The organism is Labilibaculum sp., from assembly GCF_963664555.1.
GTDB lineage: Bacteria > Bacteroidota > Bacteroidia > Bacteroidales > Marinifilaceae > Labilibaculum.
In genome coordinates this window covers 265,487-281,283 of sequence record NZ_OY761461.1, presented here as the reverse complement: position 1 = coordinate 281,283, position 15,797 = coordinate 265,487, and the positions used below count along the sequence as shown (strand labels likewise).

The following is a 15,797-nucleotide window of genomic DNA, read 5'->3' as shown; positions in this document are numbered from 1 at the left end:
TCTGTGCAAACCTGATACTGATTGTCAAATGCCTATCCGTATTATTCCGACTTAAATTATCTTATCTTTTCTAAAAAGTTTACAAATATAGAAAAAATACAAGAATTGATGGTCATAGTGTTTGCAGAATCAAGGGACTAAGCTCTATTTAATCAGCCAATAAAAGTTGACTTATTAAGAGACATTGCAGATTGCTTATAATTCGAAATTATTAGCTCTGATTTCGGTTTGAATCTGAAAGCGGAAACAAAAAAAAAGATCTCCTAAACATTACTGTTCAAGAGATCCATTTATCATGTTTTACTTCATTTAAGCAGAACTTTATTCTATAGATTTTTTCTTATATCTAGGAAACCAAATATTTTAACAATTAATAGAACAAAAACAATAATTCCACTTTGAATCATAGCCTCATTCCATATTTTCTCTCTCTCAAATAAATGGAAACTAATTTTATCAAAAACAGATGACACACACGATTAATTTTCTTGATTACCAGCTTCAAGCTATTTGTTATTTTGACGGTAAACCGTAAATTCACAAAACTAAAATTGCTTACTACACACTTCACTAAATAGATAAACAGCATGACAACTATCAAATCAAAATACCTGGGCGATTTACGGACTGAGTGCATTCATTTGCAATCGGGCAATAAAATTTTCACCGATGCACCAACTGACAATCAGGGAAAAGGAGAAGCATTTTCGCCTACCGATTTACTGGCTGCCTCACTGGGTTCCTGCATTATGACCATTATGGGAATTGTGGCTCGCGATAACAATATTGATATTGTGGGAACCGAATTAAATATCACCAAGATTATGGCGAGCGATCCCAGAAGAGTGGATGAAGTAATTGTTGAGTTCAACTTTCCAAATAAAAAATATACTGCAGAGGAAAAGCAGATTATTGAAAATGTAGCAGGAACCAGCCCGGTACCGTTAAGTGTTCATACTCAAATGACACAAACCATTAAATTAAACTGGCCAAAGTAAGCTTCATTCTTATATTTCATAATCCCAGGCATTTAAAGGATGCTTATTAATTAATATTACATGATTTTAGTTACCGGCGGAACGGGGCTTGTTGGCTCACATTTATTATTTGATTTACTTTCGAAAGGCAATAAAGTTCGTGCGCTAAAACGAAAAAGCAGTGATACCGAATTGGTGCGGGCCACTTTTTCTTATTACACGCAAAATGCCGGTAAACTGTTTGATACCATCGAATGGTTTGATGGAGATATGTTGGATCCTTTCTCGCTGGAGGATGCTCTCGATGGTATTGAAGACGTATACCATTGTGCTGCACTTGTCTCATTCCGAAAGGAAGATCGCAACAATATGCAGGACATAAATGTAGAGGGAACCCGAAATTTGGTAAATGCCTGTCTGGAAGCCAACATCAGAAAATTTTGCATGGTAAGTTCAATCGCGGCTTTGGGTTCTCCGGAAGAGAAAGACAATACTGTTAATGAGAAGACTCCCTGGAGTCCGGAAGAAAAAAGATCAGGTTATTCAATCAGTAAATTTAAATCGGAATTGGAGGTTTGGAGAGGAATAGAAGAAGGATTGAATGCTGTGATTGTGAACCCGTCAATTATTATTGGTCCCGGACAATGGGATAAGGGAAGTTCTCTTCTGTTTAAAACCGTTGCCAAAGGTTTAAAATACTATACCAAAGGAATTACCGGTTATGTTGATGTTCGTGACGTAAGCCGCAGTATGATTGACCTGATGGAAAGTGATGTTGTAAATGAACGCTTTATTTTAAACAGCGAAAACTGCACTTTCGAATTCATTTTTAAAACCATTGCCAAAGGTTTAGGTATTTCCGGACCTACAAAATATGCGAGTCCCAAAATGACCGAAATTGCCTGGAGAATTGCTTACCTAAAAAAAATATTTCTTTTTACACCAGCTGGCTTCACGAAAGAAAATGCGCGATCGGCTCACAATATCAAACACTACTCGAACCAGAAAATAAAAGAGGCTTTAAATTTTGAGTTTATTCCTGTTGAGAAGAGTATTGAGGATACGTTGAAGCACTACCCCAAACAAAAAGTCGTAACAATATAGCAGCAGTTATTCAAAAATAATTTTGAGACTCCAATTAGAATCAATTCGCCTCCCCCGCCATCTTGCAGTAGTCCATTTAAACGTATCAACCATATATCTGGCCAAATATTCTTTATTTATCTTGTCATCACAAATAATATCAATGAGCTTAGTTTGTCCAAATTTATCAATTACGAAATACACTTCTGCTTCACATTTTCTCAGTTTCCTTTTACTATTTAAAGATGATACTAATGTTACATAGGAATTTCTCAGACCTCCAATCGCAGAAGGTAAATTAGAAATCAATGGATTAAAATTCGAAAACTCACATACAAGCCAAACATTAATCTTCGAAGAATCTCTAACCTTTGGAAATTGATCTAGGTAACAAATTGAATCAATTTGAATTTCACCGCTTTTAGCAACAATTAAATCGGGTAGATAATATGTGTTTTTCTTTAGCTTAAAATTGATTGTTTGATCTTTATTATCTGTGACTTTTATGGTTTGAGGTTCATAATTAAAATTGAAGACATCAATTTTTTTAATACTATCGATCTCGAAATAATATTTTCCATCAAAATCCGTAATATCGTAATATTTTAAAGAATCAAATTGATTATAAGCTAAGAATAATACTCCTGGTAGAGATTCTCCTTCTGTATTTCTGACCTCTCCTTTTAATGTTTCTATTTTTAGATGTTTATCCCAACTCTTAGGATGAAAATGAATTGACTTAATTAAAAGACTATCGAGGTTTTCTTTAACAGTTAAATGAATCCCTACTTTTTTATAAACAGCCACATTTTTTTTCTGTTTATATCGCTGTTCTTTTATGAATCCTAAATCTAGTATTCCCTTTTTAGTAAACTTATTTGCATTCAATCCATCCTCGAAAAACAATGAAGTATTATTGGTGTTTTTAATTGAAATTGTTTTTAATATATATTTATTCAGTGAATCTTGTATGTAAACAATTTCATGACTATTTGTTTCAATCCAGTACTCATAGTCTGTCCCTGAATCACAATCTCCATCCCAATGCACGATACAAGGCGAACCTAAGGAATCTATCTGTGACTTTGTTAAAATATTACTCAACTCTGTCATACCAATAACCAACGTATCTTGATTTAAGATGACAGTATCATTTTTGATCAAAATTCGATTCTGAATTTCTTGCGAAGAAACCAAGAAGAAAAAAAAGAGGAAATAAGAAAGACACAATAATTTTCGGCCCATATAATAAATTTTATTTCCTTACAAAACTATCAATTTTATAGTTAAATGAATAACAAACTAAAAAAAGCCGAATCTAATAATCTGGCTTTACTGTTTCTAATTGTACTATTGTTTTACGGTAACACAGCATGTCCAAATCTTAGTTTGAATTAAACACACCAAACAAGCACATATATTTGAATGCAACTTGTGATTTACTTGTTACCACCCAAAAGTCGAATTACCTCCTTAAGAGTTTTATTTTCTTGTTGTAGTTGGTTTATTTGAGTATCAGCAGGCTTATTAATTTTTATTTCATCAGCCAGAATTTTAAAGAAATTCAATTGTAAAACTTCACAGATATCCCAAAGTCTATCGATTTGCATGCTTGGTCGTTTTAGGATATGATACATAGAATTCATGCTAATTTGTAATTTTTGTGCAAAATCGGCCGCACTTAAGCCTTGCCGATTCATTTCGGATAGTATCAGTTCGTTAATTGCAATTGGACTTTTAACTTTTGCTTTCATATCTATTGACCTCTTAATGTAATGCTTAAATTGATTTCAATTTATATTATAGATAAACACAAAATTAATATTTCTTATTATTTTATTGCTATAAATTAATATCTATTCTGCTTTTTAATAATTTATATTTGCAATAATAGCTACAGTACTTTCTTTATTATTACAAAATATTGCTTTTATAGCACAGGCTTTTGCTTTTATAGGGATCTGTTTTGCATTTTTATTTATTTTACTTGTATAAGCCTAATAATAATTGGTTTTTTATTGGGTTAGGGATTGAAGTGGAAACCCCACAGGGAGGAACGAGTGAGGAGTTGGAACGGAAAGCCCGCCCCAGAGGGGAACCCCCAAATGAATTTTACCCCTTGAATAGTTGGCGTAAAAAAAGCCACTCCAAATAAATGGAATGGCTTTGTATATTATTGTACCTGTCGTTGTCTACAAATTGAAGGCTTCTTTCACCTTTTCAATATAGTCTAATTTCTCCCATGTGAACAACTCTACCTCAAGCTCTACGCCTTCAAAATAGGGAGATTCGAATTTTTTTACTACCGTACGGGGTGTGCGTCCCATATGACCATAGGCGGCAGATTCTTCGTAAATAGGATTACGCAATTTCAATCGCTGCTCGATAGCTGCCGGACGCAGATCAAATAGCTCGGCTACTTTATCGGCAATTTGACCATCACTTATACTTAGATTCGATTTTCCGTAGGTATTTACATAAATCCCTACAGGCTCGGCAACACCAATTGCGTATGAAAGCTGAACCAACAATTCATCAGCTACTCCTGCTGCAACCAAATTCTTAGCAATATGACGGGCAGCATACGCTGCTGAACGGTCAACTTTCGAAGGATCTTTTCCTGAGAATGCACCACCCCCGTGAGCGCCTTTTCCTCCATAAGTATCAACAATTATCTTACGGCCAGTTAAACCGGTATCACCATGAGGTCCGCCAATTACGAATTTTCCTGTTGGATTTACGTGCAAAATAAAGTTTTCATCAAACATCACCTGAATACGCTTCGGCAATTGCTTAATTACACGAGGTATCAAGATATTGCGAACGTCTTTCTTAATTTTAGCCAGCATCAACTCATCGTTCGGGCCAAAATCATCGTGCTGAGTAGAAACCACAATAGTGTGTACTCTTTCGATGGTATCATCATCGGCATACTGAATGGTAACCTGCGATTTTGAATCGGGACGAAGGTAGGTCATTTCTCTTCCTTCGCGGCGAATAGCTGCTAATTCTATCAGCAAACGATGCGAAAGCTCAAGAGCCAAAGGCATGTAATCGTCGGTTTCCCTGCATGCATAACCAAACATCATTCCCTGGTCGCCTGCTCCCTGTGTCATTGGATCTTCACGATCTACACCACGGTTAATATCAGCTGATTGTTCGTGAATTGCAGACAATACACCACAAGATGTACCGTCGAACTGGTATTCACTTTTGGTATAACCAATGCGGTTAATTACCTCACGAGCTACTTCCTGAGCATCGATATAGGTTTTGGTTTTTACTTCACCGGCAAGAACCACCTGTCCGGTAGTAACCAAGGTTTCCAAAGCAACTTTTGAGTTTGGATCGAAAGCCAAAAACTTATCTAATAATGCATCTGAAATTTGATCAGAAACCTTATCCGGATGTCCTTCAGAAACTGATTCTGATGTGAATAAATATCCCATAATATTTTAATAATAATTAGTTGTGATGCCGATATCATCAATTGCACCAATGAAATCGACAGGCAATGTTGTTTAAGATCATTAACTAAATAATGATGTACACGATACAGGAAAGCAATGGTTGGTTGTCTACATGCAGAAAAGCACATAGTTCACCATTTAGCATTTTTTTCTGTGGTTGCAAGCAGCCAAATCTTTCCACTTATTTCGGGGCAAAGGAAAGTATTATTTCGGAAAGAAACAAAACTAAAGACTCACTTTTACAACATTTTAACAAAAGCTTCAACTGAAAAACAGGGACTTCCGAGCCAATAAAGAGCTATAAGTCTTAATTATAGTGAGGATTTCAATTTTTGCCACAGAGACATAAGAATTAAACCAATTCGTTTTTTTTCTCTGTGATACTCCGTGTTCTCTGTGGTCAGTCTTTTTTTACAGAAAGGTGAAAGCTAAGTACAAACCAACCTTTTGCCACAGAGAATACAAAGACACACAGAGGAAGAACAAAACTTTAAAAAAAAAAGTATGAGAATTAAACTCCTTTTCTCTGTGATACTCCGTGTTCTCTGTGGTCAGTCTTTTTTTACAGAAAGGTGAAGCTAAGTACAAACCAACCTTTTGCCACGGAGAACACAAAGACACACAGAGGAAGAACAAAACTTTAAAAAAAGCATGAGAATTAAACCAATTCGTTTTTTTTCTCTGTGATACTCCGTGTTCTCTGTGGTCAGTTTTTTTTACAGAAAGGTGAAAGCTAAGTACAAACCAACCTTTTGCCACAGAGAACACAAAGACACACAGAGGAAGAGCAAGACTTAAAAAAAGTATGAGAATTAAACTAATCCTTTTTCTCTGTGATACTCCGTGTTCTCTGTGGTCAGTCTTTTTTTACAGAAAGGTGAAGCTAAGTACAAACCAACCTTTTGCCACAGAGAACACAAAGACACACAGAGGAAGAACAAGACTTTAAAAAAAAAGTATGAGAATTAAACTCCTTTTTCTCTGTGATACTCCGTGTTCTCTGTGGTCAGTCTTTTTTTACGGAAAGGTGACTAAGTACAAACTAACTTTTTACCACAGAGAGCACTGAGGTACACAGAGGGCAAAAACAGCTAAAATTCAAATAGCTACTAATAGAAACCGGGATAGAAAGATTAATACCCATTTATAACTCTCTTTATGCCATACTTTAACTTTTCAACGTTGAAATTAATCATCAGTCCAAGTCTTCTATCGGCAAGTTTTAAATAGGTTAGCGTTTGTGCCAAATGAATATCTTTAAATGAGTCAATTGATTTTAACTCAACAATAACCTGATCCTCCACAAATAAATCAAGTCGATAACCACAATCCAGTTTTACACCATCATAACTTATCGGAAGAGCTTTTTCTTTCTCTACTTTTAAACCTGCTTTTTGTAATTCGTAAAACAGGCATTCTTGATATGCTGATTCTAATAATCCCGGCCCAAGAACAGTATGTACTTTCATTGCAGCCTTAATTATCTTTTCGGTAATTTCATTTTCCTTCATATTGTTTTTTCTGTAAAATTAAAGCTACATCAAAACAAACAAAATCACAAAGTGAGTTCATGGAAAATATCCTCTAAATTCTCCGATCGGGTTTTCATCTCCAAAATCACCAGACTTTTAGATACGGCAAATTGAAATACATCTTTACGGATATCTCTTAGGGAAACAAAACAGTAACGATTTTCGCCAAGGACTTCAATTTCATTCACTCCGCTAATTTCCTGCAATAAGTCTGAAGATACTTCAGAAGCAAATTCCACTTCAACCACATGAGATGATTTTGCGGACGCAAGAAAATCTATATTCCGATCGGCCACCAACTTTCCTTTATTTACAATTAAAACCCGCTGGCAACAAGCTTCTACTTCCTGCATGATATGCGTCGAAAGCATCACGGTTTTTTCCCTGCCGATATCAATAATTAATTTTCGGATTTCCAGCAACTGATTTGGATCCAATCCGGTAGTCGGCTCATCCAATATCAGCACCTTCGGATCATGAATTAAGGCCTGAGCAATTCCAACTCTTTGGCGATATCCTTTCGAAAGAGCAGCTATTTTTTTATTCTGTTCGGTTCCCAATCCAGTCAAATCGATCATTTCGGCAATTCGCTTTGCCTTACTTTTACCTAATTTATAAATAGATGCCACATGACCGAGATATTCTTTCACATACATTTCCAAATACAATGGATTGTGTTCGGGCAAATAACCAATTTGTCTTCTAATTTCAAGAGAATCCATGCTAACATCCAGTCCGTTTACCTCTACCAAGCCTGAAGTTTGGGGAATATAACCAGTAATAATTTTCATCATTGTTGATTTTCCCGCTCCATTTGGTCCCAAGAATCCAACAATCTCGCCTTGAATAATTTCAAAACTCAAATTGTCCAAAGCTTTTTGTTTACCGTATAATTTGCTTACTTCCTGAACTTTTACTGACATAGAATCTGTTTCATTTTTACCACAAAGGAGTCGCCAAGTGCAACACAAAGTTTCCCAAAGCAAATTATTGTATTTCTTGCAAAGCTTCGTGCCAAAGGTTCACCAAATTTATAAAATTTATCACTTACCTTTGTATTTCAATACTAAAACCTAAAAAATGAGTTTCCCGAAACATCAACTTTTTTGCAAAGACCTGTTTAACTACTCTCGACGCATATCATCAGAATCCAAAATCGGAAACACTGCGCTGGGTGGTACAAATCCAATTCGAATTCAATCTATGACCAACACCGATACCAATAATATTGAAGCGAGTGTTGAACAATCCATCAGAATGATAGAATCGGGAGCAGAATACGTTCGATTAACTGCCCAAGGAACAAAAGAGGCCGAAAGTCTGAAGTTCATCAAAGAAGAATTGGTAAAAAGAGGATACAATACTCCTTTGGTTGCTGATATTCATTTTAATCCTGCTGCCGCATTAATTGCCACAAAATATGTTGATAAAGTACGTATTAATCCGGGGAATTTTGTTGATAAACGAGCCGATTTTACTAGTATTGACTATGGAGAAACTAAATATCAGGAAGACCTTGAAAAAATAAAAGATAAATTCATTCCCTTACTTCGCATTTGCAAGGAAAACAATACCGCAATTAGAATTGGAACCAACCATGGCTCTTTATCTGATCGGATTATGAGTAGGTTCGGAGATACGCCACGTGGAATGGTGGAAGCCACTTTAGAATTCCTGCGTATTTGTAAGGAGCAGAATTTTCAGAATGTTGCCATCTCGATTAAATCGAGCAATACAGTAATGATGGTAAAAACTGTTCGTTTGCTGATTTGTGAAATGGAAAATGAGAATATGCATTATCCCCTGCATTTGGGTGTAACCGAAGCTGGTGAAGGTGAAGATGGCCGGATAAAATCGGCCGTTGGAACAGGAGCATTATTAAATGATGGAATTGGCGATACCATTCGGATATCACTTACCGAAGATCCGGAAATAGAATCTCCGGTAGGAAAAAAACTAGTCGATTACGTTTCTGAAAAAGTTGGTCATGCGCCAATTTTACCGGTTAAAAATACAGACATCAATCTCTTTGATTTTTATAAAAGATCCACATCTCTGATTGGGAATATTGGAAGCCAAAAAGTTCCTGTAGTGGTTACGGATGCCAGCCATGAAAAATGCATTTCAACTGATCTGCCAGAAAAAGCCGGCTACATTTTAAACGAAGATACATTTGAATGGGAAAAAGGCAAGTTAGCCAGCGATTATTTGTTTGTAAATGGTTTCGATGCCATTTTTGCCGACTATCCAAAAGAATTAGGAATAATTGTAGATCAGGAATGCTGGGAAATGGCCAATAATTATGCTGAAAACACCTATCCTCTGTTTCAGGCAAATCAATTTACAAATACTAACCTTTCCTTCTTTCACACAAATATCCTTTTTGTAGAATGTACCTATTCAGATTTATCTGATGAATTTATGAATCAAATCATCAAGAATCCAAAAGTCGTTTTGGTTTGTTATTCGAAACATCAAAATGCATTTGCAGAGCAGCGAGCATTTGCCTTTCGCTTGGTTCAATCGAAATGTAAAGCGCCTGTAATCTTTAAGAGATCATTCGAAGAATCCAACCTGGAAGACATTCATTTAAAAGCTTCTGCTGATTTGGGCAGTTTGTATTTTGATGGATTTGGGAATGGAATCTGGCTTGATAATAAAGGAGAACTCTCCCATGAAGATATCAACTCAACAGCATTTGGGATTTTGCAGGCCGCCAGGGTAAGAACAAGTAAGACGGAATTTGTCTCTTGTCCTGGTTGCGGAAGAACCCTATTCCAGCTTCATGATGTTGTTGCAGAAGTCAAAAAACAATTTTCTCACTTAACCCATCTGAAAATAGCTGTAATGGGATGTATTGTAAATGGACCCGGCGAAATGGGTGATGTAGATTATGGTTATGTAGGAGCAGGGCCGGGAAAAGTATCATTGTACAAAAACCGCGAATTAATTAAGAAAAATATACCGAGGGAAAATGCCATTCATGAACTTACAGAGATCATTAAAGCTCATGGAGATTGGATTCATAAATAAACCATTTCAAACTTTTTTTTATCACTCTTTGTTTTAGTATCTTGCAGTTAGATCAATATTATTTTACATAGTGAAAAACAAAGTCATACTATTCATTTTTCTTTTCCTTTTTAATTTTGCTTACGGAGATAAACTCGAACTAAGCGGAATCTTTCTAGGCAAAAATGTTTACGTAATGAACCCTTTCTCTGACTCAGGAGTGGGATTTTGTGTTTTCGAAGTAACTGTAAATGGCCAAACCACTAATGATGAAATCAACAGCAGTGCTTTTGAAATTGATTTATCTAAATTCAATTTCCAAATAGGTGAAAAAATTAATATCACACTCCATTGTAAAAATGGATGTCTACCCAAAGTTATTAATCCTGAAGCAATTAAACCCGTAAGTTCATTCAGCTTGCAAAACGCTGTAATTGACAAAAAAGGAATTCTAAATTGGACTACTAAAGATGAACGTGGCTCCTTGCCGTTTATCGTTCAGCAATATCGCTGGAACAAATGGATCACAATTGGTGAAGTGGAAGGAATTGGAAATCCTCAATTGAATAAATATCAACTTGATGTTCGCCCGCATTCGGGGGAAAATATTTTCAGAATTTATCAGGTCGATTATACTGGAACTCCAAAGTATTCGCCAGATATTAAATATCAATCTGCCTTAGCTACAATTACATTTGGTCCCGAAAAAGTAAAAGATGAATTGCTATTCACCCATAAAACTCTTTACGAAATATACGATAACTATGGAAATATTGTCTTTAAAGGCTTTGGCAATAAAATAAAATTAGAAGGATTGCAAAATGGATTGTATTATATCAATTACGACAATACAATGGGAAGCTTCCGCAAGAAATAACAGTCCTTTATTTTTAAAACAAATCAAGAATCGTTTCTCCCTTTTCTAAATTCAAATGGTGTGCTTTCATACCTAGCAATTTAGCCGCTTCAGTATTAACCATCATATCATCAATAAATAAAGTTTCTGAAGCAATTAATCCTTCATTTTCAAGAAGGGTTGTATAAATTTTAGGATCCGGCTTTCTCAATCCCATATTGTGAGAATAATAATCTTTTTCGAAGAAATCGGAAAGACAGACACCATGAACCTTTTTAATCATTCCCATATAAGCTTTCCAGTGAATTATATTTGTATTGCTAAGGAGAAATATCCTATGATTCCTTTTAAGCATTTCAAGCATCTCTAAACGCTCATAAGGAAGGTCTAAAAGCATAGAATTCCAGGCCATATCAATTTGTTGATCGGTAACCTTCCTATTAATATGCTCTCTGATTTCAAGTCTAAACTGATCAGCACTTATTGTTCCTTTTTCCAAACGATCAAACAAACCATTAGTTCGATATTCATTTTTCACCACGTTAATATCAGTTAGTCCGATTTCTTTAAAACTCCTAACTGCCTGATCAGTATTAATATTAAGGAGCACACCCCCAAAATCGAAAACTATATTTGGAACTGAATTGTATTTTTGCATAAAAAAAGTGGTTTTAAATATTGAATTATTCAATACAAATATGTAATATTGCACACCGAAAACAAAGATAAAACATTGCTTTTATTGTACTAGTTTTTCGAGGGCCTATAGCTCAGCTGGTTAGAGCACCTGACTCATAATCAGGGGGTCCCTGGTTCAAGCCCAGGTGGGCCCACCCCCAATATCAAGCAGTTACAACAATGTTGTAGCTGCTTTGTTTTTTTTTATTGGAATCTGTTTCCGGATTCATAAAAATAGAGGATCAAGTCGCAATGTTGTGGGTATTTAATTTTAAGCATATATTTTTGATCGTTGAAAAAGAAAAAAGTCGACATCCCTCAGCCCTCTAAACACAGGATTTAAAGCTTTAAATCCTACCTCTTCAACCTTCAGTACCATTGAGCCTAAAAAACATTCTGAACGTCTTTTCCAACTGATTGAAGATTATGAAAGCAAATTCCCAATATAAAGATGATTGACTGTTATTTTTACGCTTCACTTATCGTATCAAAGTTTATATTTGGCATACCAGCAATGACTATTTGCATTTTCGTCCATTCATCATAAGCTCAGATTTGAACATGAAATTCATCAATAATTACTTTTGCAATCACTAAACTGGAAAATATCACTTCTGGAAAAATAACTGGAACAGCAGTTTGTAATCATCTTTGTTTGAATTCATGCCACAAAAATTGGAATTGTAATTTATTGATCAAAAAATAACTCCTACACCCTTAAAATGAATCCAAATCATTGGATAAGAAACACGACTTTATATAATAAAAAAGTCCTGCACCTTCACGGGCAGGACTCTTTAAAAGTCGGCGTTGACCTACTCTCCCACCTTTCAGCAGTACCATCGGCGCTAATAAGCTTAACTTCTCTGTTCGGAATGGGAAGAGGTGGAACCTTACTGCAATAAACACCTTAATTCTTTTGATCCTTTTTTGACTTTTATCAAAAAAAGATATATTGTTCCAATTGCACCGGTTACTCCGGTACAAAAATATATTTCATAAAAAAAGAGTCTCATTCCCATTGGAACAAGACTCTTTTAAAAGTCGGCGTCGACCTACTCTCCCACCTTTCGGCAGTACCATCGGCGCTAACGGGCTTAACTTCTCTGTTCGGAATGGGAAGAGGTGGAACCCCGTTGCAATAGACACCTAAAATCATTAATCTAATATTGAGCTTACACCCGCAAGATTATATCATAGACATATCAAAAAAATTAAAGTAAAAATAGCATCCGAAAAAATTCAGCGATGAACCCCGCACTCAGAAGTATTAGGGTAATTAGTATTGCTCGGCTTTGATGTCACCACCTTTACACCTGCAACCTATCAACGTCGTAGTCTCCAACGACCCTTAAAGGAAATCTCATCTTGAGGTAGGCTTCGTGCTTAGATGCTTTCAGCACTTATCCCTTCCGAACGTAGCTACTCTGCAATGCAGCTGGCGCCACAACAGATGCACTAGAGGTTCGTCCAACCCGGTCCTCTCGTACTAGAGTCAGATCCTCTCAAATTTCCAACGCCCACAACAGATAGGGACCGAACTGTCTCACGACGTTCTGAACCCAGCTCGCGTGCCACTTTAATGGGCGAACAGCCCAACCCTTGGGACCTTCTCCAGCCCCAGGATGTGACGAGCCGACATCGAGGTGCCAAACCGCTCCGTCGATATGAGCTCTTGGGAGCGATCAGCCTGTTATCCCCGGCGTACCTTTTATCCTTTGAGCGATGGCCCTTCCATGCGGAACCACCGGATCACTATGCTCTACTTTCGTACCTGATCGACCTGTATGTCTCACAGTCAAGCACCCTTGTGCCATTGCACTCTACACACGATTACCAAACGTGTTGAGGGTACCTTTAGAAGCCTCCGTTACTCTTTTGGAGGCGACCACCCCAGTCAAACTACCCACCACACACTGTCCGTCGTTAGACGTTAGACTCCAGATAAGCAAAGGGACGTATTTCAAGGTTGACTCCACAGCCCCTGGCGAGGCCGCTTCGTAGTCTCCGTCCTATCCTACACATTACTTACCCAAAATCAATGTGAAGCTGCAGTAAAGGTGCACGGGGTCTTTCCGTCCCGTTGCGGGTAATCGGCATCTTCACCGATACTACAATTTCACCGAGCTCATGGCTGAGACAGTGCCCAGATCGTTACACCATTCGTGCAGGTCGGAACTTACCCGACAAGGAATTTCGCTACCTTAGGACCGTTATAGTTACGGCCGCCGTTTACTGGGGCTTCATTTCAATGCTTCTCCGAAAATAACATCTCCACTTAACCTTCCAGCACCGGGCAGGTGTCAGGCCTTATACTTCAACTTTCGTTTTTGCAAAGCCATGTGTTTTTGATAAACAGTCGCCTGGGCCATTTCACTGCGGCTCTCATTACTGAGAGCGTCCTTTCTCCCGAAGTTACAGGACTATTTTGCCGAGTTCCTTAGCCATGAATCACTCGAGCGCCTTAGTATACTCTACTTGACTACCTGTGTCGGTTTGAGGTACGGGCAACTTTAACCTGAAGCTTAGAGGTTTTTCTTGGAAGTAAAATTAGGCACACTATCTGCGCTGCCGTAGCATTGCAGTACTATCGACTTTCAGCTCAAGATGCGGATTTGCCTGCATCTATCATCACGTACGGTCTTCAACGAACTATTCCGTCAGTTCGCGGTGCTTTCATCTCTTCGTCACCCCATCGCAGTTAAAGCCGGTACGGGAATATTAACCCGTTGTCCATCGAGTTCGCCTTTCGGCTACCCCTTAGGTCCCGACTAACCCTGATCCGATTAGCGTTGATCAGGAAACCTTAGTCTATTGGCGTGCGGGTTTCTCACCCGCATTATCGTTACTTATGCCTACATTTGCTTTTCCAGAAGCTCCACAATGCATTACCACACTGCTTCTGCGCCGCTGGAATGCTCCCCTACCAGTTAGAATAAATTCTAAATCCATAGCTTCGGTAGTATGTTTTATGCCCGATTATCATCCATGCAAGATCGCTCGACTAGTGAGCTGTTACGCACTCTTTAAATGAATGGCTGCTTCCAAGCCAACATCCTAGCTGTCAATGCAATCTCACCTCGTTAGTTCAACTTAACATACATTTGGGGACCTTAGCTGATGGTCTGGGTTCTTTCCCTCTCGTCCGTGGACCTTAGCACCCACGGGCTCACTGCCAGATATAAGTTATAGCATTCGGAGTTTGTCTGGATTTGATAGGCGGTGAAGCCCTCGCATCCAATCAGTAGCTCTACCTCTATAACTCTCGACTCTGACGCTGCACCTAAATGCATTTCGGGGAGTACGAGCTATTTCTCAGTTTGATTGGCCTTTCACCCCTACCCACAGTTCATCCCAAGACTTTTCAACGTCAACGGGTTGGGCCCTCCACTCTGGATTAACAGAGCTTCAGCCTGACCATGGGTAGATCACCAAGTTTCGCGTCTACCCCCACTAACTTTACGCCCTATTCAGACTCGCTTTCGCTTCGACTACGGACCTGAAGCCCTTAATCTCGCTAGTGAGGAGTAACTCGTAGGCTCATTATGCAAAAGGCACGCCGTCACACCAAAAGGTGCTCCGACCGCTTGTAAGCGTATGGTTTCAGGTACTATTTCACTCCTCTATTCGAGGTGCTTTTCACCTTTCCCTCACGGTACTTGTTCACTATCGGTCTCTCAGGAGTATTTAGCCTTACCGGATGGTCCCGGCAGATTCACACAGAATTTCTCGTGTTCCGCGCTACTCAGGATACTGCTAGAGGCTTTTTGCTTACGTGTACGAGACTATCACTCTCTACGGTGTGTCTTTCCAAACACTTCCACTTCACGCCATTTCTCTTATTGCAGTCCTACAACCCCTACATTGCCGAAACAATATAGGTTTGGGCTGATCCCCGTTCGATCGCCACTACTAGGGGAATCACTTTTGTTTTCTTCTCCTCCGGGTACTTAGATGTTTCAGTTCTCCGGGTTTGCCTCCATTGCTGGATATCTATAAATAGATGGGTTGCCCCATTCGGAAATTCACGGGTCAAAGGTTATTTGCACCTCTCCATGACTTATCGCAGCTTATCACGTCCTTCATCGCCTCTGAGAGCCAAGGCATCCGCCATACGCTCTTAATTACTTCTTATTGTGTTAACAAAAAATAAATCTCGTTGCCGAAATTCATCCCTGTTTCTTTACTT

10 protein-coding genes, 1 tRNA gene and 3 rRNA genes are annotated in these 15,797 nt (G+C 38.0%); 5 read left to right on the top strand and 9 right to left on the bottom strand.

What is annotated here, in order from left to right:
* The first annotated feature begins 587 nt into the window (after window positions 1-587).
* Together ACKU4N_RS01260 and ACKU4N_RS01255 are read left to right on the top strand one after the other, a co-directional pair.
* Window positions 588-998: an OsmC family protein gene (locus tag ACKU4N_RS01260; RefSeq protein WP_321319783.1), complete on the top strand. Its 411-nt coding sequence runs from the start codon at window positions 588-590 to the stop codon at window positions 996-998.
* Window positions 999-1,058: 60 nt separating this feature from the next.
* The gene (locus tag ACKU4N_RS01255) at window positions 1,059-2,081 is read left to right on the top strand and encodes an NAD-dependent epimerase/dehydratase family protein (RefSeq protein ID WP_321319782.1); all 1,023 of its coding nucleotides are present in this window, start codon (window positions 1,059-1,061) and stop codon (window positions 2,079-2,081) included.
* A 6-nt stretch (window positions 2,082-2,087) separates the two neighbouring features.
* Here the strand turns inward: ACKU4N_RS01255 and ACKU4N_RS01250 are convergent, their stop codons facing one another.
* The 5 genes from ACKU4N_RS01250 to gldA all read right to left on the bottom strand — a co-directional run bounded on the left by ACKU4N_RS01250 (window position 2,088) and on the right by gldA (window position 7,985).
* Entirely contained in the window at window positions 2,088-3,305 is a 1,218-nt protein-coding gene (locus ACKU4N_RS01250) for a carboxypeptidase-like regulatory domain-containing protein (protein ID WP_321319781.1), read from the bottom strand.
* A gap of 194 nt (window positions 3,306-3,499) precedes the next feature.
* Window positions 3,500-3,814, bottom strand: a complete 315-nt coding sequence (locus ACKU4N_RS01245; protein ID WP_321319780.1) for a helix-turn-helix domain-containing protein — start codon at window positions 3,812-3,814, stop codon at window positions 3,500-3,502.
* A gap of 438 nt (window positions 3,815-4,252) precedes the next feature.
* The gene (gene metK, locus ACKU4N_RS01240; RefSeq protein ID WP_321319779.1) at window positions 4,253-5,509 is read right to left on the bottom strand and encodes a methionine adenosyltransferase; all 1,257 of its coding nucleotides are present in this window, start codon (window positions 5,507-5,509) and stop codon (window positions 4,253-4,255) included.
* Between the two features lie 1,154 nt (window positions 5,510-6,663).
* Window positions 6,664-7,041: a GxxExxY protein gene (locus ACKU4N_RS01235; protein WP_321319778.1), complete on the bottom strand. Its 378-nt coding sequence runs from the start codon at window positions 7,039-7,041 to the stop codon at window positions 6,664-6,666.
* A 44-nt stretch (window positions 7,042-7,085) separates the two neighbouring features.
* Window positions 7,086-7,985: a gliding motility-associated ABC transporter ATP-binding subunit GldA gene (gene gldA / locus ACKU4N_RS01230; protein WP_321319777.1), complete on the bottom strand. Its 900-nt coding sequence runs from the start codon at window positions 7,983-7,985 to the stop codon at window positions 7,086-7,088.
* Between the two features lie 157 nt (window positions 7,986-8,142).
* Between gldA and ispG the strand changes: the two genes are divergently transcribed.
* Window positions 8,143-10,095 carry a (E)-4-hydroxy-3-methylbut-2-enyl-diphosphate synthase gene (gene ispG / locus ACKU4N_RS01225; protein ID WP_321319776.1) on the top strand — a complete coding sequence of 651 codons (1,953 nt, stop codon included), beginning with the start codon at window positions 8,143-8,145 and terminating at the stop codon, window positions 10,093-10,095.
* Between the two features lie 175 nt (window positions 10,096-10,270).
* Window positions 10,271-10,951 carry a hypothetical protein gene (locus tag ACKU4N_RS01220; RefSeq protein WP_321319775.1) on the top strand — a complete coding sequence of 227 codons (681 nt, stop codon included), beginning with the start codon at window positions 10,271-10,273 and terminating at the stop codon, window positions 10,949-10,951.
* A gap of 13 nt (window positions 10,952-10,964) precedes the next feature.
* Here the strand turns inward: ACKU4N_RS01220 and ACKU4N_RS01215 are convergent, their stop codons facing one another.
* The gene (locus ACKU4N_RS01215; RefSeq protein WP_321319774.1) at window positions 10,965-11,588 is read right to left on the bottom strand and encodes an HAD family hydrolase; all 624 of its coding nucleotides are present in this window, start codon (window positions 11,586-11,588) and stop codon (window positions 10,965-10,967) included.
* 101 nt (window positions 11,589-11,689) lie between these two features.
* On the opposite strand from ACKU4N_RS01215, the gene ACKU4N_RS01210 reads away from it, so the two are divergent.
* A tRNA-Ile gene (locus tag ACKU4N_RS01210) sits at window positions 11,690-11,763 on the top strand.
* Between the two features lie 647 nt (window positions 11,764-12,410).
* Here the strand turns inward: ACKU4N_RS01210 and rrf (ACKU4N_RS01205) are convergent.
* From rrf (ACKU4N_RS01205) to ACKU4N_RS01195, 3 genes are all read right to left on the bottom strand, one after another.
* A 5S ribosomal RNA gene (gene rrf / locus ACKU4N_RS01205) occupies window positions 12,411-12,521 on the bottom strand.
* 129 nt (window positions 12,522-12,650) lie between these two features.
* A 5S ribosomal RNA gene (gene rrf, locus ACKU4N_RS01200) occupies window positions 12,651-12,761 on the bottom strand.
* A 106-nt stretch (window positions 12,762-12,867) separates the two neighbouring features.
* Window positions 12,868-15,742: ribosomal RNA gene (locus tag ACKU4N_RS01195) — 23S ribosomal RNA — on the bottom strand.
* Window positions 15,743-15,797: the final 55 nt, after the last annotated feature.